Raw genomic sequence first — 21,510 nt, forward strand, 5'->3', positions numbered from 1 at the left:
TATCGCCAGCAGTTGAGACTGCAACTTGCAAAGGTCTGAGAGAAGAAGAGAGAAGCTTTGAATAAATGGTGGGTCGTCCGCGACTCGAACGCGGGACCAACGGATTAAAAGTCCGCTGCTCTACCAACTGAGCTAACGACCCATTTAGAATGCTTTCACATTATGACAGCTTTTTTGAAAAGCTTAAAGATGGTGGGTCGTCCGCGACTCGAACGCGGGACCAACGGATTAAAAGTCCGCTGCTCTACCAACTGAGCTAACGACCCATCAGGAATCAAAATAAGTGGTGGGTCGTCCGCGACTCGAACGCGGGACCAACGGATTAAAAGTCCGCTGCTCTACCAACTGAGCTAACGACCCATCTCGTTTTGATGGAGCGTATTGTAGCAAGATCTCGAACGAGCGCAAGAGAAAAATCGCAAAGTTGTTGATGTTTGATTATAAATACAACAACTTTGCTCAATTTTATGCAAAAAATTGCCAATTTTAGGTTTTAGAAACGATATTGATAGCTTTGAATATTGCTGTAGATTTCAGTATTCAAATCACAATAGGCGCTGCTGTTTGGCAATAACACCAAAATTTGCTCTTCGGTTTTTTCAGGGTTAAACGCTTGTTCCTTGAGTTTATTTTTCTGATATTTAAATGTGCCAGTCGTTTCGACTTGTTTTTGCACACGTAAAAATACAGGAACCGCATAGGCGGGTAAGCTCTTTTTAAAGCAGTTGACCATGGCCTGCAAATCTTCGGCATTGAGTTGGGCTTGATCGGCTAAGGTAATGGCAGCCATGCCTGCACGACCATTGGTATGTGGAATTTCAACCCCATAGACCACAGCTTCAGCAATTTTGGGATATTCGCACAGCATGTTTTCCACTTCAGTGGTCGAGACGTTTTCGCCTTTCCAGCGGAACGTATCGCCCAAACGGTCGACAAACTGGGCATGACGGAAGCCGATGTCACGCACCAAATCACCGGTGTTGAAATAGGCATCGCCTTGTTTAAACACATTTTTCAGCATCACTGATTTATTTTTTTCAGGATCGGTGTAGCCATCAAAAGGGGAGCGACGGGTAATTTTACCAATCAACAGACCAACTTCACCCTTTGCGACTTTCTGGCACCAGCCTTGTGCATTACGAATCGGTTCATTCTTGTCTTTATCAAACTGCACAATGGCATAGGGGGTCGGAGAGAAGCCCACAGTATTATCAAAATTAAATACGTTGCTAAAACCGACATTGCCTTCGCTTGAAGCATAAAGTTCCAAGACTTCTTCAATACCAAAACGCTGTTTGAATTTGTCCCAAATGTTCGGGCGCATGCCATTGCCAATCATTTTTTTGACCCGATGCCCCTGATCGAGCGTTGAAGGAGGCGCATCCATCAGGTAACGGCAGAGTTCCCCAACATAGCCAATGGCGGAGGCATCAAATTTCTGTACATCTTTCCAGAAGGAAGAGGTGGAATATTTACGACGCAGTGCCAGTGTTGCACTACCTGCAATCACACCGCACCAACACACCACAATCCCAGTAGCATGGTACAGCGGCAAAGTCACATACATCACATCCTTGCTATTCAGATCGAGGACATGCCCATAGGTGCCGTAAGCCAGCGTCCAGCGGCTATGGGTAAAAATTACAGCTTTGGGTAAGCCTGTGGTCCCTGAGGTGTAAATGTAAAATAAGCCATCCTTGCCTTTGACACTGTGTGTGGTTGGAGTATTAAAGGTCGGGAAAGTCATGATCTCATGAGCTAAGTTGAGATAGCCGACTGGTGTCGTACCTGCATCTTGACGGGTTGCTTGATCGGCAAACCAGTAAAAGCGATTTTCGTCCAAAGCCAAATCCTGACGAATTTCATCGACCGCAACGCGGCACTCTTCGCCGACAATCAGAGCAATCGGTTTGACTAAATTGATGCTATGCGCCAGCACCTTGCCCACTTGAGAGGTATTCACCAAGGCGGCAGTCACGCCAATTTTTGCCAGTGCCAGTACGCTGGCCACCAGTTCAGGGCGGTTTTCAATCATGACCGCAATCACGTCGCCTTTTTTTGCCCCAATCGACAAATAATAATGACCAATTTGGTTGGCCCAGTCGTTCAGTTGCTGGTAGGTAAATTTTTGCTCTTCAAATAACAAGGCATAGCCCGTAGGATTGCGTTTGACCGCCTTTTCAAAAGCAATGCCCAAGCCGGCAGGCGAGTTTGCAGTGCGTATATAAGCCTGTTTCAAACCTGTAATCAGATGAGGCAGTTTTCCAATAAATTGCGGGATTTTGGCAGCGACGTCCGTAATTCCAATAAGATCGCTTTGTGTGGTTTGGCTCATAAGAATCCTATTTATTTTTCGTGTCCAATACGATGTCTTTGTTTACAGGTTGAACGAAATAATCTGTACAGTTGTCCTTTTAATCGTTTCTTTCTAGTGCAATCAACCTAATCTGCTCAAAGTAACAAAAAAAACCTAGTCACCGAAATGACTAGGTTTTTATTTTTTCTTGCAATTGGGTAAATGCTTACTCAGTTGCTGGATTGGCTTTTTTCGGTGGACGGCCGCGAGGGCGACGAGGACGAGCTTTTTCTTTCTCTTCCTTTTCCGCTGCTGTTTCTTCGGCTGTCGCATCATCGGCAACATCTACGGCCAATTCCGTTTGTACCGGTTCAGCTTTAGCTTTGGCTTTTGCCGGAGCCGCTTTTTCGACCAGCGGTGCTTCGGTGACTTCAGCAGCTTGTTCAGCCGGCTCAGCAACAACGGTTTCCGTAGCGGCAACTTCGGCAGCCGCCTCTACAGGCTCAACGACAGCAGCAACTTCTTCAACCACTGCAGCGACAGCAGGTTCTGCTGCAACTGGTGTTTCTTCCACTTGAGCTTGCTTTACTTGAGCCAATGCTTGTTCAGCTGCCTGTTTCGCTAAACGACGACGCTCGCGCGGGTCATTGGCAACACGTTTTTCCGACTCTGGCTTGGGTGGAGTCAAATCCAACACTGGTGCAGGTTCAGCTTCAGGCGTTGCTTTGGCTACTTCTACATCACGTGTGACAGGTTTCTTTTCCGCTTCTACCGTAGCAGGGCTGCTTAAGCTCGCTGCGTATTCAGTCGTGAACTTTTGCAGAGCGCGGTTGAAGGTTGGAATCAAGCCAAATTGCTCAATCAGTACGGCACAGTCTTCACCATAGACATGGCGAATTAAGCTGCCCACGGTGTATTGCGCCAAGGTTGGCACTTGTGACGGGTTGAGCTTCGGTGCTTGCGCTTGTTTAGCCTGAGCCTCACGTTGTTGACGACGACGCATGCGCGGATCGTTGCTTGCACGTTTTACTTCTGAACGAGGCTTGTGCTCTTCCTTGGTAGCAGGTGTTGTTGCTTCTGGTTGAACTTCTGCTTTGGCTTCAGTTTGAGCGGCGACAGGAGTGGCTTGAACGGCTTCTACCGGTTCAGCGACAACTGGTTCTGCTGCAACAGCGACTACAGGAGCAGTATTGTTGATGGCCACAATTTCACTTTGTGCTTGATCAATATTAACCACAAGTGCTGTTGGCATGATGTCCTGACGTGGCGCATCAATCACGTCAACTTTTACTTGTCGCTCATCAACTACAACTGGCGCAGGCGCAGCGATTGCAGCAGCTGGCTGTTCGTTAAATACGCTTTGGTCGCGGTGGCGATTTGGGCGATTTGGACGTTGCTGGTTGTTGCGGTCACGACGTGGCACTGCAGCTTGTTCAACCGGAGCTTCGCTCTGTTGCTCTTGCGGTTGTTGGCGTTGTTGGCGTTGACGTTTTTGCTCACGCTGTTCTTGGCGTTGCTCTTGACGCGTCATCTGAACAACTTCTTCAACCACTTGGTTTTGCTCTTGTGGCTGCTCGCGTTGCTCTCTGTGCTTGTTGTTATTGTTGCGCTTTTTGTTGTGACGCTGCGTTCTCTCTTCTTTTTCAACGTTTTTGTCTGCAAGATCACGTTGCTCTGGTTTTTGTGGAGCAGGTGTTGCAGAGAGGTAAACGTTGCTGCTTGCCACAGGCGCAGGTGCAGCCGCTGGTGTGGTGACCTGACCAAACTGACCACGGCTTACAGCACCACCGTTGACCATTTGTTCAATTGCCGCTGCAGCGTTATTGGCTGTGCGTGCTTGGTCTACAGTCTGTGCTTGTTTTTGCACAAACAAGTTTTCTAACCATGCACATGGGCTGCCTGATGCTGCCGCAGGTGCTGCTTGGCGAGAAGTTTGAGTGCTTGGTTGAGCTGCTTGCTGTGGCTTTTTCTTGCTGTGCTTTTCAGCTGCAGGCGCAACACTGGCGGGTTGTTCGGCTTCTTCTAAGTGCCAATCTGAAGCTTCATAGCCCAATTCTTTTTCGCTAGAACGAGTGGCTTCAGTACGTTCATAGCTGGTTGGCGCGAAGCCTTCTGGGTTGTACGAAATTTCGTAATGTGGTGTTTCCAAGTGTGGATGCGGTAATACCGTGACACGCACATTTGAAGTTTGTTCTAAATACACCAAGCTATGGCGTTTTTCATTCAATAAGAACGCCGCAATTTCAACGGGCACTTCAACTTGAACTTCACCATGACGCTCACGTAGCGCGATTTCTTCCACTTTACGCATAATTGAAAGTGAAAGAGAGCGTAGGTCACGCACCATGCCTGTACCATGACAGCGCGGGCAGACATAACCAGTGGCTTCTTCTAAAGATGGACGTAAGCGTTGACGGCTCATTTCCATTAAACCGAAGCGAGACAATTGACCAAACTGGATACGTGCACGGTCACTTTGTGTTGCTTCGCGAAGTTTCGCTTCAACCATGCGTTGGTTGCGGTCTTTGGTCATATCGATGAAGTCGATGACCACCAAACCACCGATATCGCGTAAACGTAATTGACGTGCGATTTCTTCAGCAGCTTCTAAGTTGGTGTTGAGTGCGGTTTCTTCAACATCATGTCCACGAGTCGATTTCGCAGAGTTAATATCGATAGATACCAATGCTTCTGTTTGGTCAATCACGATTGAACCGCCAGAAGGTAGTTTTACTTCACGTTCATAAGCCGTTTGAATTTGGCTTTCGATACCGAAATGTGCAAATAGTGGCTCATTCAAGGTATAAGTTTTTAACTTGTCGATTTGACGTGGCATGACTGCTTTTACGAAGTTATAGGCTTCGTTATAGGCTTGCTCAGAGTCAATCAGAATTTCTGCTACATCGTCACGTAAGTAGTCACGAATCGCACGTGTGACTACACCCGCTTCTTGATGCACCAACATTGGTGATGGACCAGAACTTGCCGTGCTTTGGATTTGCGCCCAAAGGTCAAGCAAGTGTTGTAGATCAAGTTGTAATTCTTCTTGAGAACGACCAATTCCTGCGGTACGTACAATCACGCTCATGCCACGCGGCACGTTCAATGATGCCAACATTTCTTTCAATTCTTCACGAACTGAACCCGAAATTTGACGGCTGATGCCACCACCTTTTGGATTGTTTGGCATAAGCACTAAATAGCGACCTGCCAAAGAAATAAACGTTGAAAGTGCAGCACCTTTGTTGCCGCGCTCTTCTTTTTCAACTTGAACCAAAAGCTCAGTGCCTTCAGTAATTAATTCACGAATATTTGAAGTTTGACGAGGGTCGGCTTTGTAATAAGAGTTTGCGATTTCGCGCATCGACAAGAAACCTTGGCGACCTGCACCGTATTCGACAAATACAGCTTCTAGAGAAGGTTCTACGCGAGTCACATGACCTTTATAGATATTGGATTTTTTTTGTTCACGGGTACGATTTTCTAAGTCGAAATCGTAAAGACGCTGACCTGTAACCAGTGCAACGCGGATTTCCTCGGCATGTGTTGCATTAATCAACATACGTTTCATGGGTGTAACACCTTATAGTGATACACAACAAAAAATCGCTATTCACGTAGCGAACATCAAACATCACGGATCAAACTCAGATCTCAAATAAACCAATTGTGGTCTGAGGGTTTTCACTGGCCTTCTTTTAAGGTGGGCTCCAGCTTTGATTCACGTATTGATGATGGCAATACGGCTTCAATCTTTAAACGATTAAAGTCACCTGTACACTTCACTGGCGAACAAGCGGTGCATTGGATGTGAGTAACTTTCACTGTCACATTGCTCGAAGAGCATCCCTACAAAATAAGAGTGTCTTGATACGGAATTATCGTCGTACCTTTACAAACTGTGCAGATCCAATGCATCAGACGCTGTAGCCTGAAGGTTATATCAGGGTGCGACTAATCTGATGTGTATCAGTTTACGTTTAAAAACCAACTTGAGGTTGGCGACATATTTTTTCGGGCAAACTGATTTATGTACCTGAGGTACAATTAAACGCAACAGTTTGCGGTTTTGCCGATATAATAAGCCTTCGGCGTCGGCATAATTCTTTTGGGACCTTTCCGAGTTTATGATCATATTTTCAATGACATTTCAGTTTTGAATAAATTGAAATGTGTTGATGATGATTCACTTACGATGGTTTCCGTGCGCTGACTATAGCAAACCTTACATCATCTGCCTATGGGCTAAGCTTACGTTTCTAGTGAAAAGTATAGCCTAAATGATCAGTTTTTAATCAATTTTAGTATTTTTTTAGGTCACAGTATCTGTATGAATTCTACGCAAGAATGGCAAAGTGTCACTTGGTTTGAAGTGGACGAGCATCAAGCGGGTCAGCGCATCGATAATTTTTTATTTAGTCGACTCAAAGGTGTACCGAAAAGTCGCATTTATCGTTTAATTCGTGAAGGCCAAGTGCGCGTCAATAAAAAACGCATTAAAGCCGAAACCAAATTGGCGATTGGTGACCAAATTCGTGTTGCACCAATTCGCTATGAGCAAAAAGATGAAACTGCGGCTCCCGTTTCAGATAAAGTCGCGCAGAGTTTAGTGAGCCGTGTGGTATATGAAGATGAAGGACTAATGGTGGTCAATAAGCCATCGGGTATTGCCGTTCATGGGGGCAGCGGTGTGGCGTATGGCCTGATTGAAGGCTTGCGTGCGGCAACAGGGAAGAAATATTTGGAACTGATTCACCGTATTGACCGTGATACCTCAGGGTTGGTGATGATTTCTAAAAAACGCAGTGTACTGAAGACCTTACAGGACATGCTGCGTGAACATAAGATTAAAAAAACCTACGCTGCGGTGGTGAAAGGCGTGGTGAGTTTAGACAAGCAACTGATTGATGCGCCTTTGCACCGTTATGAATTATCGAATGGCGAGCGTCGTGTACGTGTGTCCAAAGAAGGTAAGGATTCAAAAACGCAGTGGAATGTGGCAGAGCGTTTTATGCATGCCACCTTGGTGTATGCATCACCACTTTCGGGACGGACCCATCAAATTCGTGTGCATGGTTTAAGTATTGGTCATCCGCTGGTGGGGGATGATAAATATGGCCATGAAACCGAGTATAACGGCCCTAAACCGCGTCGCTTGTGCTTACATGCCATGCGTTTGGATATTCCTGGCTATCCGCCGATTGAAGCGCCTTTGCCTGAAGATATGCAGAATATTGTGGCGCAGTTAAGAGCACAGAAGAAGGATTAAACCTTTTTTCCCTCTCCTTCTAGGAGAGGGGGTAAAATATAACCTCTTTTGTTGTGATTGATTGGAGATGATGCTGTATTGGTCATCCTTACTTTTTAAAAGATAAAAAGTAACAAAAATCTTATGTTGAGCTGATGAAACGTTCTGAATGAATTTTAAGCACGGCTTGAAAGCGAAGTGCACGTCAGCTCAACCGCGACATCCCTGTCGCCATCGCGTAGCAAATGCATCGTGTAAATTGTCTTGATACAAGTAAATATTGGACCCTTGAATGAACAAACCTGTAGAACTGATTATTTTTGATTGGGATGGGACGCTATTTGATTCAGTCGGGCAGATCGTGGCGAGTTTGCAGTTTGCCGCGCAGCAATTTTCGCAACCGCTTACTCGTGAAGATGCCAAAAGTATTATTGGTCTAGGCCTGCCCGAAGTGGCGCAGTGTTTATTCCCTCAAGTGCCTGAATTACACCGCGAGATTTTGCAGTGTTATGCCGAACACTATGTCGCAAACTCCAAAGGTGATGCTTGGTTTGACGGTGTCGCGGATATGCTGAATGAATTGCGTGAAGCTGGTTTGTTGTTGGCTGTGGCGACAGGGAAAAGCCGCAAAGGATTGGATCGTGTCTTGGCGCAAACCGAAAGCCAAGAGTTGTTTGTTGCTACACGGGCTGCCAGTGAAACACGTTCCAAACCTGACCCACTGATGTTACAGGAAATTTTGCAGGTCACAGGACTGCATGCGGAGCAAGCGATTATGGTGGGCGATACCAGCTATGACTTGGAAATGGCAAGAAATATTGCCATGCCGCGAGTTGGTGTGAGCTATGGGGTGCATACGCCGACCACCTTGCAACAATATCAACCGCTGACCATTGCCGATGATGTGGCGAGTTTGCAGCAATATCTATTGCAATATGTGGAACTTAAACAAGCCATTTAAGGCTGCGCAGGTTGAATCGAAATCAGGAGGCTACAAAGTGCGGTTTCTCCTGATTTTTTTATGGGCTTAGCATTTGGTCTTAAGTGCTGCCATCGACGCTCTAGAATGAAAAATAAGAACAGCGTATTCCTCTCGGAAATTACGTCTCACCTAAGTAAAGTCCTTGTTTCTGCATGTACTGCTGCAACAGCACTAATAGGTTCTAGCTATTGTAAAAAATAAAATAAGTATTGGCATAAAGCGGTCATTTTTCCGATGCTTAAGCGGTCTAAACATACACGTTTTTAGCGGTGGTTAGGGACAGCCATCAGATTCTCCTTGGCACTTTCATTGTATGAGAAAGATGCTGTCTTGCATGTTCACACACTCGAAAACGTTATCTGTCGTTATTTGCAGTTTAAGGAAACCTAGATGTCGAATTCTGCTGTTGTTGAATCCGTTGCACAAGCTTTACGTAACGCTGAGCTTACACAGACTGCGATTGTACCCATTCGCCCACAACTGGGCGCGGAACAAGCAGACGTCGATATTGCGTATGCGGTTCAGGAAGTCAATACCCAACGTGCCTTAGCCGAAGGTCGTCGTTTAGTCGGACGTAAAATTGGTCTGACGTCTAAAGTGGTTCAGTCGCAACTTGGGGTCGATCAACCCGACTTTGGCATGCTGTTTGCCGACATGGCGTATGGCGATGGTGAAGCCATTCCCGCAGGCGTATTGATTCAACCCAAAGTTGAAGCCGAAATTGCGCTGGTGATTAATAAAGATTTAACTCAAGAAAAACATAGCTATGCCGACATTATCAGTGCCATAGCCTATGCCTTGCCTGCGATTGAAGTGGTCGATAGCCGTATTGAAAACTGGAAAATTTCACTGATTGATACCGTGGCGGACAACGCTTCATCTGCTGCCTTTGTGTTGGGTTCACGTCCCGTGAAACTTGAACAACTGGATTTGGTCAATTGCAAAATGGTGATGACGCGTGGTGATGAAGTGGTTTCACAAGGCGTGGGCAAAGCCTGTTTAGCCAATCCGCTGAATGCCGCGGTGTGGCTGGCGGATGAGATGGTGCGCCGTGGTCGTCCATTGCTTGCAGGCGATATTATTTTAACTGGTGCTTTAGGTCCGATGGTGGTCGCGCAGCCGGGAGATGAGTTCAAGGTCGAAATTGAAGGTTTTGGTTCAGTGGTCGCTGCTTTTGCTGCGGAATAAGTGTGAATTTTAAGAGAGTAGATGCATGAAAAAGATTAAATGTGCATTAATCGGTCCGGGAAATATCGGGACAGATTTACTGTATAAATTGCAGCGGAGTGAATTTCTGGAACCCGTCTGGATGGTCGGGATTGACCCAACCTCAGAAGGTTTGGCACGTGCTGCGAGCATGGGACTAAAAACTACGGCTGAAGGTGTCGAGGGTTTATTGCCGCATGTCGTTGCTGATGAGATTCAAATTGCCTTTGATGCGACGTCGGCTTATGTGCATGCAGAAAACAGCCGTAAGTTGAATGAACTGGGCGTGCAGATGATTGACCTGACGCCTGCGGCGATTGGTCCATTCTGTGTTCCCCCTGTAAATCTTCAAGAACTCTTGGATGCAGGCGAGTTGCCCAATGTGAATATGGTGACCTGTGGGGGACAAGCCACCATTCCCATGGTGGCCGCGATTTCTCGTGTACAACCAGTCAACTATGGTGAAATTATTGCCACCGTGTCAACCAAATCGGTAGGGCCGGGAACGCGTAAAAACATTGATGAATTTACCCGTACTACGGCAGGTGCAATTGAAAAAGTCGGTGGTGCGAAACAAGGCAAGGCCATCATTATTATTAACCCTGCTGAACCGCCACTGATGATGCGAGATACGGTGCATTGCTTGGTCGAGGGTGAGCCAGATCAAGCCGCCATTACCGCTTCGGTGCAGGCCATGATCACAGAAGTACAAAAATATGTACCGGGTTATACCTTGGTAAATGGTCCGGTCTTTGATGGCAATCGCGTGTCGATTTTCCTTGAAGTGCAAGGCTTAGGAGATTTCTTGCCGACCTATGCCGGTAATCTCGACATTATGACTGCAGCAGCTGCGCGGACCGCAGAAATGTTTGCAGAACGTTTATTGGCAACGGCTGAAGTATAAGGAGCAACCCATGTCTAAGATTATTGTGCATGATATGACTTTGCGTGATGGGATGCATCCTCAGCGCCATCAAACCACAGTTGAACAAATGATTGCGATTTCAACGGCATTGGATGATGCCGGGGTGCCGCTGATTGAAGTCACGCATGGGGATGGATTGGGAGGGGCTTCAGTCAACTATGGTTTTGCTGCGGCCAGTGATGAAGAATACTTATCAGCTGTTGTGCCGCGGATGAAAAATGCTAAAGTTTCGGCATTGCTATTACCGGGCATTGGTACGGTCGATCATTTAAAAATGGCGCATGAGATTGGGGTATCGACCATTCGTGTGGCGACGCATTGTACCGAAGCAGATTGCTCCGAACAGCATATTACCGCTGCGCGTCATTTGGGAATGGATACCGTAGGATTCTTGATGTTGGCGCATATGGCATCACCTGAGCGTCTTTTGGGAGAAGCGAAAAAGATGATCTCTTATGGGGCGAACTGTATTTATGTGACAGACTCAGCCGGTTATATGTTGCCGCAAGATGTGACGGATCGTGTCGGTTTATTGCGCCAAGAACTGGACAGCAGTATTGAACTGGGTTTCCACGGGCATCATAACTTGGGGATGGGCGTGGCGAATACCGTGGCTGCGGTGGATGCGGGGGCAATTCGCGTCGACTTGGCTTCTGCGGGCTTGGGCGCGGGTGCAGGCAACACACCTTTAGAATTGTTTATTGCAGTCGCCAACCGTATGGGTATGGAAACAGGCGTGGACCTGTTTAAAGTACAGGATGTGGCAGAAGATTTGGTCATTCCGATGATGCTCAATCCAATCCGTGCAGACCGTGATGCTGCGACTTTAGGCTACGCAGGCGTGTATTCATCCTTCCTGTTATTTGCGAAACGTGCGGAAGCCAAATACGGGGTCTCTGCACGTGAAATTCTGCTGGAATTGGGACGTCGTGGGACTGTAGGTGGTCAGGAAGACATGATTGAAGATTTGGCCTTGACCATGTCTAAAGCCAAGGCGGCTATGGTTTAATCTGATCTTGAATGAGTAAGAACATCTAAATAGGAATGCCAGTCAATTAAGGAATTGACTGGCATTTTCTTTTTTAATTCTTAAGTTTCAGCGCTTGCACTGCCGTATTTTTATTTTATAAAGTTTAAACGCCTTTGCGCAGGCAAGATCCGACTTTGGAAAGACCCAAAGTCGGCAAAAGTCTTTTGTTGCCCATACACAGCATCCGTGCCGTGATGGGCAACGCGCGGCATCCCTGCCGCACTTCGCGTATCCAAAGCTGATTTTACTCAGCTATGAAACAACAGTAGCTTTAGCCATTGAAAGATTGCATGGCGAGTAGTTCTAAACGTAGGGATATTTACTTAAAATACTGCGATTGAATTATCAAGTTCTTCTATTTTCTATCGTATTTAATAAATTAGACCTTTCTTGTTTTTTGATTACGCATTCTTCTTGTTTTAAAGCTATTTAACCTCATTATGCACATATAGAAAATATCTGTGATATGAGCGCTTTTTCTTATAATTCTGCAACTAACTTAGAAAATATGATCTTAAAATTTAAACAAAAAAACACTTAAGAATTGCAGTAATTCAGAGAATAAATCAGATTTGGCGAATAAAAACGGTATAGATTCAATCTTTCATTACATCTTGCGAAATCTGCTAAAGAGTGAGTTATTGCAATTAGGTCTTAATCAAAAATAGGCGAACGGTATTCCGTGGTTAAAGTCGGGTTTACGCGCATTTTCTTAAGACTGTGGTCGGATTTTTTCTCTTCGACGAGTTCCGCATGATGGCGTCATAGCTTAATGTGATTATTGGAATGAATACCATGCGTCGTCAAACTTTATGGACAGCCATCTGTGTTGCAACTGCAGCATTAGGTACAACTGCAACGAATGCAGAATTTATCGACGATAGCCAAGTCCAGCTTAAACTCAGAAATTTTTATTTAGACCGCCAGTATGAAACCGTGTCACAAAACAATTGGGGCAGTTGGTCGCAAGGTATCACCTTAGATGCCAAATCAGGTTATGCCGAATTGGGTGGTTTGCAATTGGGGGCCGATTTGTTGGTGCAACATGCATTCCGTTTAAATGGGCGGGATAAAAATGCCGATTGGGTGCTTCCGCATAATGGACAGGAACAAGCCAGCAACTTCGGCAAAGTCGGCGCCACTTTAAAAGCCAAAGTGTCGCAAACTGAACTCAAAGTCGGTGAATTATTGCCAATATCGCCAGTTTTGGTGTTTGACCCTTCGCGCCAGTTGCTCACCACTTATAGCGGGGCATGGTTAGAGTCGAAAGAGCTGAAAGATACCAAACTGAGTTTGGCGTATATTGATGGCATTAATGCCCGCTATGACAATCAGTTTCAGGACTTAAGCTTGTTCCCGCACAACAATCCCAATACCGCCAAAGCCGCGGATGGAATGTATATCGCGGGGATTGATCATCAATTTAACCTAGCGTTTGGTGCGAGTTATTGGTATGCCGATGTCAAAGACATCTATCAACAGCATTATGCAGGTATTAATTACAACACCAATTTAACAGCAAACACCAAGCTTAGCAGTCATGTACGCTATTTTGATAACGCTGAGTCAGGCGACAAACTGTATGGTGATATTGATAACCAAGCCTTGTCGCTGGGTGCGAAATTGAATTATGGCGCACATACAGTTGGGCTGGGCTATCAACAAATGTTTGGGGAAAATAACTTCCCGACCTTGGCAGGTTGGGTACCACAACCGTATTTGGTGAACTGGTCAGTTGCGACTTTTACCAATGCCAAGGAAAAATCTTGGAGCCTGTCTTATGCCTATGACTTTGCAGGCTTGGGGTTAAAAGGTTTGAATGCCAATGCCATCTATTTTGCAGGGTATGATGCTAAGGCTGGCGGTAAAAGCAATCAGCAAGAACAAGAGCTAAATCTGATTGTGAACTACACCGTGCCGGAAGGTAAACTCAAGGGTTTAGGGGTGCAAGCGATGTATATTGACACGGATTATGACTGGAAAAGTGACTTAAAAGAATATCGGGTTGCCACCAGCTATAGTTATAAATTCTAAGTTTCAGCCGCAAGCGGGCGATTTGGTGACAAGTCGCTCTTTTTTTTTATTGATACCCTGTGGGGGCGCGCCGAGATAATCAGGTGGAGTTGGTTTTTTAAGTAAAAATATTGTTTTAAAACAGTGTTTTAAATTATCGTTTTTTTATAGTATATGATCGAAAACAAGTATCAGTGGCAGCGCTTGGAACAGGTAAGATGGAACCGTAAAACCTGTCGAAATGAACGAATTGACCTGTCTTGAACATAGAAGATCAGATAGGTCCAAGGCTGTACGAGGAGTATGTATGAGCACGGTCCAAATCCCGAATTACACCACCGACCCATTTTTTGGCTTGGAAGATAAATGGATTGAAACGGCTGAGGGAGAGTTAACCCATTACCATGAAGTGGGTCAAGGCACACCGATTTTATTTTTACATGGATCTGGTACTGGGGTGTCCGCTGCGGCCAACTGGTGGCTGAACTTGCCGCAAATTGGTGAGCAGGCTCGTTGTATCGCCATCGATTCAATTGGCTACGGTCAAACTGTGGTGGCGGAAGGGACAGCCTATGGCATTCGTGCCTGGGTCGATCACGCGGTGCGTACCCTCGATGCCTTGGGCATTGAAAAAACCTGGTTGGTCGGTAACTCGCTCGGGGGCTGGTTGGCCTTCCAAATGGTGCTGGACTACCCAGAGCGGGTGCTGGGTATTGTATCGATGGGGACCGGTGGAGCCAAACAAACGGCAGCGCTTAAAGCCCATGCCAACCCTGTCTTAACGGAAGAAGGCATTAAAAACACCTTGTCGATGTTTGTGGTGGATAAGAGCCTGATTACCGACGAGCTGGTCAAAGTGCGTTATGAAGCGGCCAAGAATGATTATGCCTCAGACCGTTTAATGGATGTGGTTGGTGCGCGTGATCGTGACCGTTTCGAGTTCCCACTCGATTTTGAAAAAATGAAAGAGATTCAAGTGCCTGTATTGCTGATTCATGGCGTTCAGGATGTGGTGATTCCCGTCTCGCGGACATGGGATATTTTAAATACGGTGCCATTGGCGGATGCGCATATTTTCAGTCAGTGTGGACATTGGTCACAAGTGGAAAAAGCCGAAGAATTTAACACTGTGATTAAAGATTATTTGAGCGCACGTGGCGTGAAATAAGCTGATGTAAATGAAAAAGGGATGGTTCAGCCATCCCTTTTTTATATCGGATCGTTTATCGAGATCACATTAAATTAAAGCGTGATAAAACCTGCGGCGACATTAATGCTGATGGCTAAAATGGAGGTATTAAAACCATAGGCCAAAAGAATATGCAGAATATTCAGAATCCGCATCGGGCGGGAAGTAATCGAAACATCCGCGGTTTGTGCCGAGGTGCCAATCACATAACTAAAGTATAAGAAATCGGGATAAGTCGGATGGGCGGTTTTGGGAAAGTCTAGTCCTGCATCTTGTTCATCGGCCAGTGCCAGATAATAGTCATGTGCATAATGAATGGCAAAAATGGTATGCATAAAAAACCAAGCACTGATAATGGTTAGTAGTGAGAGCAATAAATGTCCCAATGTCAGCAGCACGTTATGTGGTAAATGGGTCAGTTCAATCACGATGGCAATCAGGCACATCACCAAAGTCATCATGACCAGCAGTAAGATAATCCATTTACTGGCATCTTGTTGTTGTGCCTGCTGCAAAATATGCCGATGGTCGACAGACCAAAGGGTACGCATGGTTTTAATCAAATAACTGGACACGGCAATATTCCAGCTGATGAGCAAATTGGTTGACCATGCCCAGTCGGTGAAAAGATTCAGCACCACATAAATCAGGGCGGTCAGTAAAAAAGTAATAAAAAAGAAAGGGCGAAATTGCATTCCTGATTTTAAACGATGCAAGGTAGGCATAGGCATAAAGCACTCCCTAGAATTTTTTGTTTTTATCTCATTGCTGACAGTATAAAAATTTATGCGTTGATCGGTATCAGTTTAGACTTAAGTTGTAGGAAAAACCCTACAAATAATCTGATTTTGTGGCTGAATCGTATCGTAAAAATCAGGGGCGGAAAAACAGCGCCATATTTGTGTCGGTATTATTATCGATGAAGGACGATTTTGTGCTGAAAAGCTGCTATTTACTGGGGAAAAAGGCCCACCACTATTTATTCAGAAAATAATGGTGCGCTGATGGAGGAGCTGGTATTGCTTTTCAAGCTGAAATTAATTGCGGTTAATATTTAAATAAAACACGCGGGTCAGCAACTCCATGAATTTATCGACGGCCTGTGAGGTATTATTTTTACGGTAGCTGACATACAGGTCGAGGTAAGGCAACTCCACTTCAAGTGGGCGAATCACGGTATTGTTCATGGTCAGTGGGGCAATATAGCCCGGCAAGATGGTACATCCCAGTCCCATGCCAATCGAGTTAATGTTGAACAGAATGTTGTCGGCCTTTTGCACAATATTAAATTCAATATTGTTGGCTTTGGCAAACTCCAAAATGGTGTTGTGCAAAGTGAGCGATTGTTCTGCCGCAGGAATAATAAAATCAATACCATTCAATGCTTTAACGGGAATGCGTTCGTATTTGGCCAAAGGATGATCTTTGGGCAGCAAAAACAATAGTGGCTCACGCAGCACAAACTGACTTTCAATTTCATCATTATGAAAATTGTGTCGGGTAAAGGTAATGTCCAGTTCACCTTTTTTGAGCAAACGCATTTGCTCAGTATTGTTCATACTCAGCAATTCAATTTTTAAATCAGGATTTTGTACCCGTAAATTCGGCAAGACGTAGGGGAAAATCTTCATTTCCGCGACAGGCACGAAACCAATGCGTAGCATCTGCTGTTTGGCTTGCGCCACTTGGCGTGCCATCGCCACAGCTTTGTCGGCTTGAGCCAGCGTCAGACGAGCCTGTTCCAGAAAAACGGCGCCTTCTTCCGTGAGTTCAACTTTGCGCTTGGTTCGATGCAATAGCTTCACACCGACATCTTCTTCCAGATCTTTAATTTGCTGACTTAAAGAGGGCTGAGCGGTATAAAGCTTCAATGCGGCCTTGCTAAAGTTCAGTTCTTCAGCAACGGTAATGAAGTAGCGAAGGTGTCTAAGTTCCATATAAATAACCCACTGAGTAATCCAAAAAATGTCTTACCATGACTGCAGCAAAGTATAATCTATAAACAACTATGCCGTGAAGTTGATTCAAGCATTTAGAAAATAAATGATCTTGAGTATAGGGTTGAGATTTTAATATAAGAAATAACTTTTTTAATAATTGCTAAAACGTATTAATTAAAACAAAAAAAATATTTCCCTAAAAGCGCCTAAAAAACCATGATTCCCCCAAAGTTGAGTCTATTTACGTTGTGCCGTGTATTGGTCGCAGGAGAGCTTTTCATGAGTGGAAAAATTGATGTGCGTGAAATCGACGCTTTGGTCGATGCACAAAATGGACGTATCTCGCCATCCATCTATACCGATCCAGATTTATACGAATTAGAACTCGAACGCGTGTTTGGACGGACTTGGTTGTTTTTGTGTCATGAAAGCCAAATTCCTAAAGCGGGAGATTTCTTTAATACCTATATGGGTGAAGACCCGATCATTGTGGCACGTCAAAAAGATGGTTCAATCAAAGCATTTTTAAACCAATGCCGCCATCGTTCAATGCGTGTCAGCTTTGCCGACTGTGGCAATACCCGTGCCTTTACCTGTCCGTATCACGGCTGGTCTTATGGGGTCGATGGTTCACTGAAAGACATTCCTTTAGAAGGTCGTGCCTTCCCACAGGGCGCGTGTAAAGAAAAATGGGGCTTGGTCGAAGTTAACCGCGTAGAAAGCTACAAAGGCCTGATTTTTGGTTGCTGGGATGAAACCACCCCAGATCTGATTGAATACATGGGCGACATCGCTTGGTATCTGGATGGTGTACTGGATCGTCGTCCGGGGGGCACCGAAATTATTGGCGGGGTACACAAATGGGAAATCGAGTGTAACTGGAAATTTGCCGCGGAACAGTTTGCTTCCGACCAGTACCATGCCTTGTTCTCGCATGCCTCTGCGGTGCAAGTTTTGGGTGCCAAGCCGAATGATGATGCCTCGAAGCAACTCGGTGCAGCACAAACGGCGCGTCCAGTTTGGGAAACCGCTAAAGATGCCTTGCAATATGGTCAGCGCGGTCATGGTTCGGGCTTCTTCTTTACCGAAAAACCGGATGCCAACGTATGGGTCGATGGTGAAGTGGCCAACTACTTCCGTGAAACCTTTGACGAAGTCAAAGAACGTTTAGGTGAAATCCGGGCTTTACGTTTGGCAGGGCATAACACCATGTTCCCAACCTTGTCTTGGTTAAACGGTACTGCGACTTTGCGCGTCTGGCACCCACGCGGTCCAAACAAAACCGAAGTTTGGGCATTCTGTATTGCCGATGCCGAAGCCTCACAAGAAGTGAAAGATGCCTTTGAACGTTCTGCGACACGTGCCTTTGGTCCAGCAGGTTTCCTTGAGCAAGATGACTCGGAAAACTGGGTGGAAATTCAGAAAGTCTTACGTGGTTACAAAGCTCGTCAAAACCAACTGATTATGGAAATGGGCATGGGCAATGAGAAAGTCCGTGAAGACGGTATTCCAGGCATCACCAATTACATTTTCTCTGAAACTGCCGCACGTGGTTTATATCGCCGTTGGGCAGATTTATTGATCCATGAAAAATGGGAAGACGTGGAAGCCGCTGCAGAAGCCTACGAGAAGGAGCTTGTGAAATGAAAGCAGTCAGCCTAGAGCTTTATCATTCAATTAGCCAATTTATGTATACCGAAGCCAAGTTGCTGGATGACTGGAAATTCCGCGAATGGCTGGATGTGCTGGCCGAGGATATTTCCTATACCTTGCGTACCACGCCAAATGCACAAACCCGTGATCGTCGTCGCTCGGTCGAACCGCCAACCACATGGGTGTTTAATGACAATAAACACTTGTTGGAACGTCGGGTGGCACGTTTGGAAACGGGGATGGCGTGGGCCGAAGAACCACCATCCCGCACTACGCATATGGTCTCGAATATTTTGGTCGAAGCGACTGACGTCGAGGGTGAATATGATGTGCATCTGACCTATTTGCTGTATCGCACGCAAAAAGAAAAAGATGTCACCATCTACTGCGGTAAGCGCCTAGACAAAATCCGTAAAGTGGATACGGAGTTGGGCTGGCAGATTTTTAACCGCAAAATTGTATTGGATCAAGTGACCTATTCGTCACATAACTTGAGTGTGTTCTTCTAATGAATAAGATTTTTGTCTGCCAAATCGATGAATTGGATGAAGGGGATGCACTCAAAGTGGCATGTGGAGTCAATGGTATTGAAGCATTGGCAGTCTTCAACAATGGCGGAGAGTTCTTCGCCATGAATGACCGTTGTTCACACGGGAATGCTTCAATGTCAGAAGGCTATCTGGAAGAAGATGGCACCGTGGAATGCCCATTACATTCTGCTCGTTTCTGTCTAAAAACAGGTCAGGCATTGTGCCTGCCTGCCACTGATCCAATTCAGACCTTTCCTGTACTGATCGAAGACGGTGCTGTATACGTCAGCATGGAAGGAGCCTAAACATGGGCTGGCTAGAGGGGGAAGTTGCCCTGATTACAGGTGGTGGCTCAGGTCTCGGCTGGGCGTTGGTTGAACGCTTTTTAGCAGAAGGTGCTCAGGTTGCAGTATTGCAACGCTCCCAAGCCAAAGTGGATGCGCTCAAAGCCCACTTCGGTGATCGTATTGTCGCGGTGGCTGGCGATGTGGCTAATTTTGCCGACAACGTGCATGCGGTACAGGCTACGGTAGAACGCTTTGGCAAACTGGATTGCTTTATTGGTAATGCGGGCATTTGGGATCACTATGCCGACATCGTCAATATGTCGGGCGAGCAACTGGAACATGCCTTTGATGAAATCATGGGCATTAACACCAAAGCATTGATTCTCGGAGCGAAAGCAGCACTGGATGAATTGGTGAAATCTGAAGGTTCGATCATTTTTACGCTTTCAAATTCTGCGCTTTATTCTGCGGGTGGTGGACCCATTTATACCGCCTCTAAACATGCGGGTGTGGGGGTGATGAAAGAGCTGGCTTATGAGCTTGCGCCTAAAGTGCGCGTAAATGCGGTTGCGCCATCAGGCATGAACGTCAACATTAAAGGTGCCGCATCTTTAGGGCAGGAGAACCTCGGTTTACTAGATGCCCGTGACCCTGAAAAAATTGCCCGGGGTATGCCGTTGAATTTTCTACCTGAACCTGAAGACATGACCGGTTCATATGTGCTGTTGGCATCGCGTCAAAATAACCGTCCACTGACGGGGGTTTTAATTAATGCTGAATGTGGTCTTGGTATTCGTGGTTTACGTCAACCGCGTGCAGGTTTTTTTGATGAGTGATTGATTCACTAAACGACTCATCATTTAGGGATCTTCAGAGCTTTTAAACCTAAAGAAATCTCGAATTTAAATTGCATGAGGTTGGATGGGGATCTCAAGATCTTTGGTACGCGGAAATGTCATTCGCAATTGTTTGAGGCAGGACTAGAGCCAAAACGAAATGTTTCTGCGATTCATTAAGATCGAGCTGGTCGTTGCCGAGTTTTGCGAATCACAATGGTTTTGCCTACTTTTCCCAAAAGAAAAGTAGGTCGAACCGAAGGTTAATCCGAAAATTTATGCGTTCTTGGAAAGACTCCGCTTCATCATTTCAACGTTTAATTTTGACCCAGTCTTTATATTGAAATCTTTGCATATTTTAAGGAAACACAGTCATTAAGCGACGGTTTCTATTTTGGAGTCACACATGGCCGTTAAACTCATTTGTGCATCGCACAGCCCATTGATGGAATTTGCATCCCCGCAGGAACAGCGCAAAGAACAGCTGGTTCGTGAAACCTTTAGCAAGCTGGCTGCGGAAGTCAAAGCCTATGATCCGACTTTAATCATTACCTTTGGTCCTGATCATTTTAATGGGTTTTTCTATGACTTGATGCCGAGTTTCTGCGTGGGCATTCGCGCCACAGCCGCAGGGGATTGGGACTATGGCAAGGAGCATCCTGAACTGAACGTTCCGGAGGAGACTGCGCTGCAATTGGTCCGCCGTGTGTTGGATGAAGGCGTTGATGTGGCTTATTCCTATCGCATGCAGGCCGATCATGGCGTAACTCAGCCCTTGCATTTTTTATGTGATGGGCAGTTAAACCGTTATCCAACCATTCCGATTTTTATTAATGGCGCGGCTGCCCCGATGCCGACCACCAAGCGGACAGTGGCCTTAGGACGTGCCGTGGGACAGTTTATCCAGTCTTTAAATCTTGAACATGAGCGGGTGCTGATTTTAGGCACAGGCGGATTATCACATGATCCACCGACGCCACAAATGGGAGCAGTGCCACCAGAAGTTGAAGAGTTTCTGATTTGTGGGCGTAACCCATCGCCAGAATCACGCCAAAATCGCCAAGCCAAAATCATTGCTGTCGGTCAAAAACTGGCTGCGGGAGATCAGTCCGTGGCTGTGCCGCTGAATCCTGAGTGGGATCGTGCCTTGTTAGAGACCTTTGCCAAGGCAGACTTCGCTGCAATTGAAGCCATGACCGAAGCCGAGATTCGCCGTGATGGTGGGCGTGGTGGTCAGGAGGTGCGTTCATGGATGGCCGCTTTTGCTGCATTACATGAGTTAGGTGAGTATGAGATGACCACGCATTGCTATGAAGACATTAGCGAGTGGATTGCGGGCTTTGGCATCGTATCGGCAGGATTAAAAGGATCATGA

16 protein-coding genes and 3 tRNA genes are annotated in these 21,510 nt (G+C 46.0%); 12 read left to right on the plus strand and 7 right to left on the minus strand.

Going from position 1 to position 21,510, the window contains the following annotated elements; genetic code table 11:
- Nucleotides 1-66: 66 nt before the first annotated feature.
- From ACX17N_RS10870 to ACX17N_RS10890, 5 genes are all read right to left on the minus strand, one after another.
- Nucleotides 67-142 (minus strand) — tRNA-Lys (locus tag ACX17N_RS10870).
- Between the two features lie 48 nt (nt 143-190).
- Nucleotides 191-266: transfer RNA gene (locus ACX17N_RS10875), tRNA-Lys, on the minus strand.
- 18 nt (nt 267-284) lie between these two features.
- Nucleotides 285-360 (minus strand) — tRNA-Lys (locus ACX17N_RS10880).
- Nucleotides 361-493: 133 nt separating this feature from the next.
- Nucleotides 494-2,335, minus strand: a complete 1,842-nt coding sequence (locus ACX17N_RS10885; protein ID WP_458892590.1) for a long-chain-acyl-CoA synthetase — start codon at nt 2,333-2,335, stop codon at nt 494-496.
- Between the two features lie 187 nt (nt 2,336-2,522).
- Entirely contained in the window at nt 2,523-5,867 is a 3,345-nt protein-coding gene (locus ACX17N_RS10890) for an Rne/Rng family ribonuclease (RefSeq protein ID WP_458892591.1), read from the minus strand.
- A gap of 759 nt (nt 5,868-6,626) precedes the next feature.
- On the opposite strand from ACX17N_RS10890, the gene ACX17N_RS10895 reads away from it, so the two are divergent.
- From ACX17N_RS10895 to ACX17N_RS10925, 7 genes are all read left to right on the plus strand, one after another.
- Entirely contained in the window at nt 6,627-7,565 is a 939-nt protein-coding gene (locus ACX17N_RS10895; RefSeq protein ID WP_458892592.1) for an RluA family pseudouridine synthase, read from the plus strand.
- A 271-nt stretch (nt 7,566-7,836) separates the two neighbouring features.
- Nucleotides 7,837-8,505, plus strand: a complete 669-nt coding sequence (locus tag ACX17N_RS10900; RefSeq protein WP_458892593.1) for an HAD-IA family hydrolase — start codon at nt 7,837-7,839, stop codon at nt 8,503-8,505.
- A 411-nt stretch (nt 8,506-8,916) separates the two neighbouring features.
- Nucleotides 8,917-9,714 (plus strand): 2-keto-4-pentenoate hydratase, encoded by a 798-nt coding sequence (locus tag ACX17N_RS10905; protein ID WP_458892594.1) that lies wholly within the window; start codon nt 8,917-8,919, stop codon nt 9,712-9,714.
- 25 nt (nt 9,715-9,739) lie between these two features.
- Entirely contained in the window at nt 9,740-10,636 is an 897-nt protein-coding gene (locus ACX17N_RS10910; protein WP_458892595.1) for an acetaldehyde dehydrogenase (acetylating), read from the plus strand.
- A gap of 10 nt (nt 10,637-10,646) precedes the next feature.
- Nucleotides 10,647-11,666 (plus strand): 4-hydroxy-2-oxovalerate aldolase, encoded by a 1,020-nt coding sequence (gene dmpG / locus ACX17N_RS10915; protein ID WP_458892596.1) that lies wholly within the window; start codon nt 10,647-10,649, stop codon nt 11,664-11,666.
- 816 nt (nt 11,667-12,482) lie between these two features.
- Entirely contained in the window at nt 12,483-13,721 is a 1,239-nt protein-coding gene (locus tag ACX17N_RS10920; RefSeq protein ID WP_458892597.1) for an OprD family outer membrane porin, read from the plus strand.
- A gap of 286 nt (nt 13,722-14,007) precedes the next feature.
- Nucleotides 14,008-14,868, plus strand: coding sequence for an alpha/beta fold hydrolase (locus ACX17N_RS10925; protein ID WP_458892598.1), 861 nt, complete (start codon nt 14,008-14,010; stop codon nt 14,866-14,868).
- A gap of 74 nt (nt 14,869-14,942) precedes the next feature.
- Here the strand turns inward: ACX17N_RS10925 and ACX17N_RS10930 are convergent, their stop codons facing one another.
- Together ACX17N_RS10930 and hcaR are read right to left on the minus strand one after the other, a co-directional pair.
- Nucleotides 14,943-15,620: a DUF1345 domain-containing protein gene (locus tag ACX17N_RS10930; RefSeq protein WP_458892599.1), complete on the minus strand. Its 678-nt coding sequence runs from the start codon at nt 15,618-15,620 to the stop codon at nt 14,943-14,945.
- 306 nt (nt 15,621-15,926) lie between these two features.
- Complete coding sequence (gene hcaR, locus ACX17N_RS10935) at nt 15,927-16,826, minus strand: DNA-binding transcriptional regulator HcaR (RefSeq protein ID WP_458892600.1); 900 nt, start codon at nt 16,824-16,826, stop codon at nt 15,927-15,929.
- A 282-nt stretch (nt 16,827-17,108) separates the two neighbouring features.
- Here hcaR and hcaE point away from each other — a divergent pair, with 282 nt between their 5' ends.
- The 5 genes from hcaE to ACX17N_RS10960 all read left to right on the plus strand — a co-directional run bounded on the left by hcaE (nt 17,109) and on the right by ACX17N_RS10960 (nt 21,510).
- Nucleotides 17,109-18,476 carry a 3-phenylpropionate/cinnamic acid dioxygenase subunit alpha gene (hcaE, locus tag ACX17N_RS10940; protein ID WP_458892601.1) on the plus strand — a complete coding sequence of 456 codons (1,368 nt, stop codon included), beginning with the start codon at nt 17,109-17,111 and terminating at the stop codon, nt 18,474-18,476.
- Nucleotides 18,473-18,991: a 3-phenylpropionate/cinnamic acid dioxygenase subunit beta gene (gene hcaF / locus ACX17N_RS10945; protein WP_458892602.1), complete on the plus strand. Its 519-nt coding sequence runs from the start codon at nt 18,473-18,475 to the stop codon at nt 18,989-18,991. Before hcaE ends, hcaF begins: the two co-directional genes overlap by 4 nt.
- A complete protein-coding gene (gene hcaC, locus ACX17N_RS10950) occupies nt 18,991-19,317 on the plus strand; it encodes a 3-phenylpropionate/cinnamic acid dioxygenase ferredoxin subunit (RefSeq protein WP_458892603.1) in 327 nt (108 codons plus the stop codon). The genes hcaF and hcaC overlap by 1 nt, the downstream gene beginning before the upstream one ends.
- A 2-nt stretch (nt 19,318-19,319) precedes the next feature.
- Nucleotides 19,320-20,135: a 3-phenylpropionate-dihydrodiol/cinnamic acid-dihydrodiol dehydrogenase gene (hcaB, locus tag ACX17N_RS10955; protein WP_458892604.1), complete on the plus strand. Its 816-nt coding sequence runs from the start codon at nt 19,320-19,322 to the stop codon at nt 20,133-20,135.
- A 406-nt stretch (nt 20,136-20,541) separates the two neighbouring features.
- Complete coding sequence (locus ACX17N_RS10960; protein ID WP_458892605.1) at nt 20,542-21,510, plus strand: 3-carboxyethylcatechol 2,3-dioxygenase; 969 nt, start codon at nt 20,542-20,544, stop codon at nt 21,508-21,510.

The organism is Acinetobacter sp. GXMZU3951, from assembly GCF_054457875.1.

Coding starts and splice junctions, on each gene's coding strand:
- hcaC (WP_458892603.1), top strand. CDS start 18,991: ATGAATAAGATTTTTGTCTGCCAAATCGATGAATTGGATGAAGGGGAT.
- dmpG (WP_458892596.1), top strand. CDS start 10,647: ATGTCTAAGATTATTGTGCATGATATGACTTTGCGTGATGGGATGCAT.
- hcaR (WP_458892600.1), bottom strand. CDS start 16,826: ATGGAACTTAGACACCTTCGCTACTTCATTACCGTTGCTGAAGAACTG.
- ACX17N_RS10895 (WP_458892592.1), top strand. CDS start 6,627: ATGAATTCTACGCAAGAATGGCAAAGTGTCACTTGGTTTGAAGTGGAC.
- hcaB (WP_458892604.1), top strand. CDS start 19,320: ATGGGCTGGCTAGAGGGGGAAGTTGCCCTGATTACAGGTGGTGGCTCA.
- ACX17N_RS10890 (WP_458892591.1), bottom strand. CDS start 5,867: ATGAAACGTATGTTGATTAATGCAACACATGCCGAGGAAATCCGCGTT.
- ACX17N_RS10905 (WP_458892594.1), top strand. CDS start 8,917: ATGTCGAATTCTGCTGTTGTTGAATCCGTTGCACAAGCTTTACGTAAC.
- ACX17N_RS10910 (WP_458892595.1), top strand. CDS start 9,740: ATGAAAAAGATTAAATGTGCATTAATCGGTCCGGGAAATATCGGGACA.
- ACX17N_RS10920 (WP_458892597.1), top strand. CDS start 12,483: ATGCGTCGTCAAACTTTATGGACAGCCATCTGTGTTGCAACTGCAGCA.
- ACX17N_RS10885 (WP_458892590.1), bottom strand. CDS start 2,335: ATGAGCCAAACCACACAAAGCGATCTTATTGGAATTACGGACGTCGCT.
- ACX17N_RS10960 (WP_458892605.1), top strand. CDS start 20,542: ATGGCCGTTAAACTCATTTGTGCATCGCACAGCCCATTGATGGAATTT.
- ACX17N_RS10930 (WP_458892599.1), bottom strand. CDS start 15,620: ATGCCTATGCCTACCTTGCATCGTTTAAAATCAGGAATGCAATTTCGC.
- ACX17N_RS10925 (WP_458892598.1), top strand. CDS start 14,008: ATGAGCACGGTCCAAATCCCGAATTACACCACCGACCCATTTTTTGGC.
- hcaF (WP_458892602.1), top strand. CDS start 18,473: ATGAAAGCAGTCAGCCTAGAGCTTTATCATTCAATTAGCCAATTTATG.
- hcaE (WP_458892601.1), top strand. CDS start 17,109: ATGAGTGGAAAAATTGATGTGCGTGAAATCGACGCTTTGGTCGATGCA.
- ACX17N_RS10900 (WP_458892593.1), top strand. CDS start 7,837: ATGAACAAACCTGTAGAACTGATTATTTTTGATTGGGATGGGACGCTA.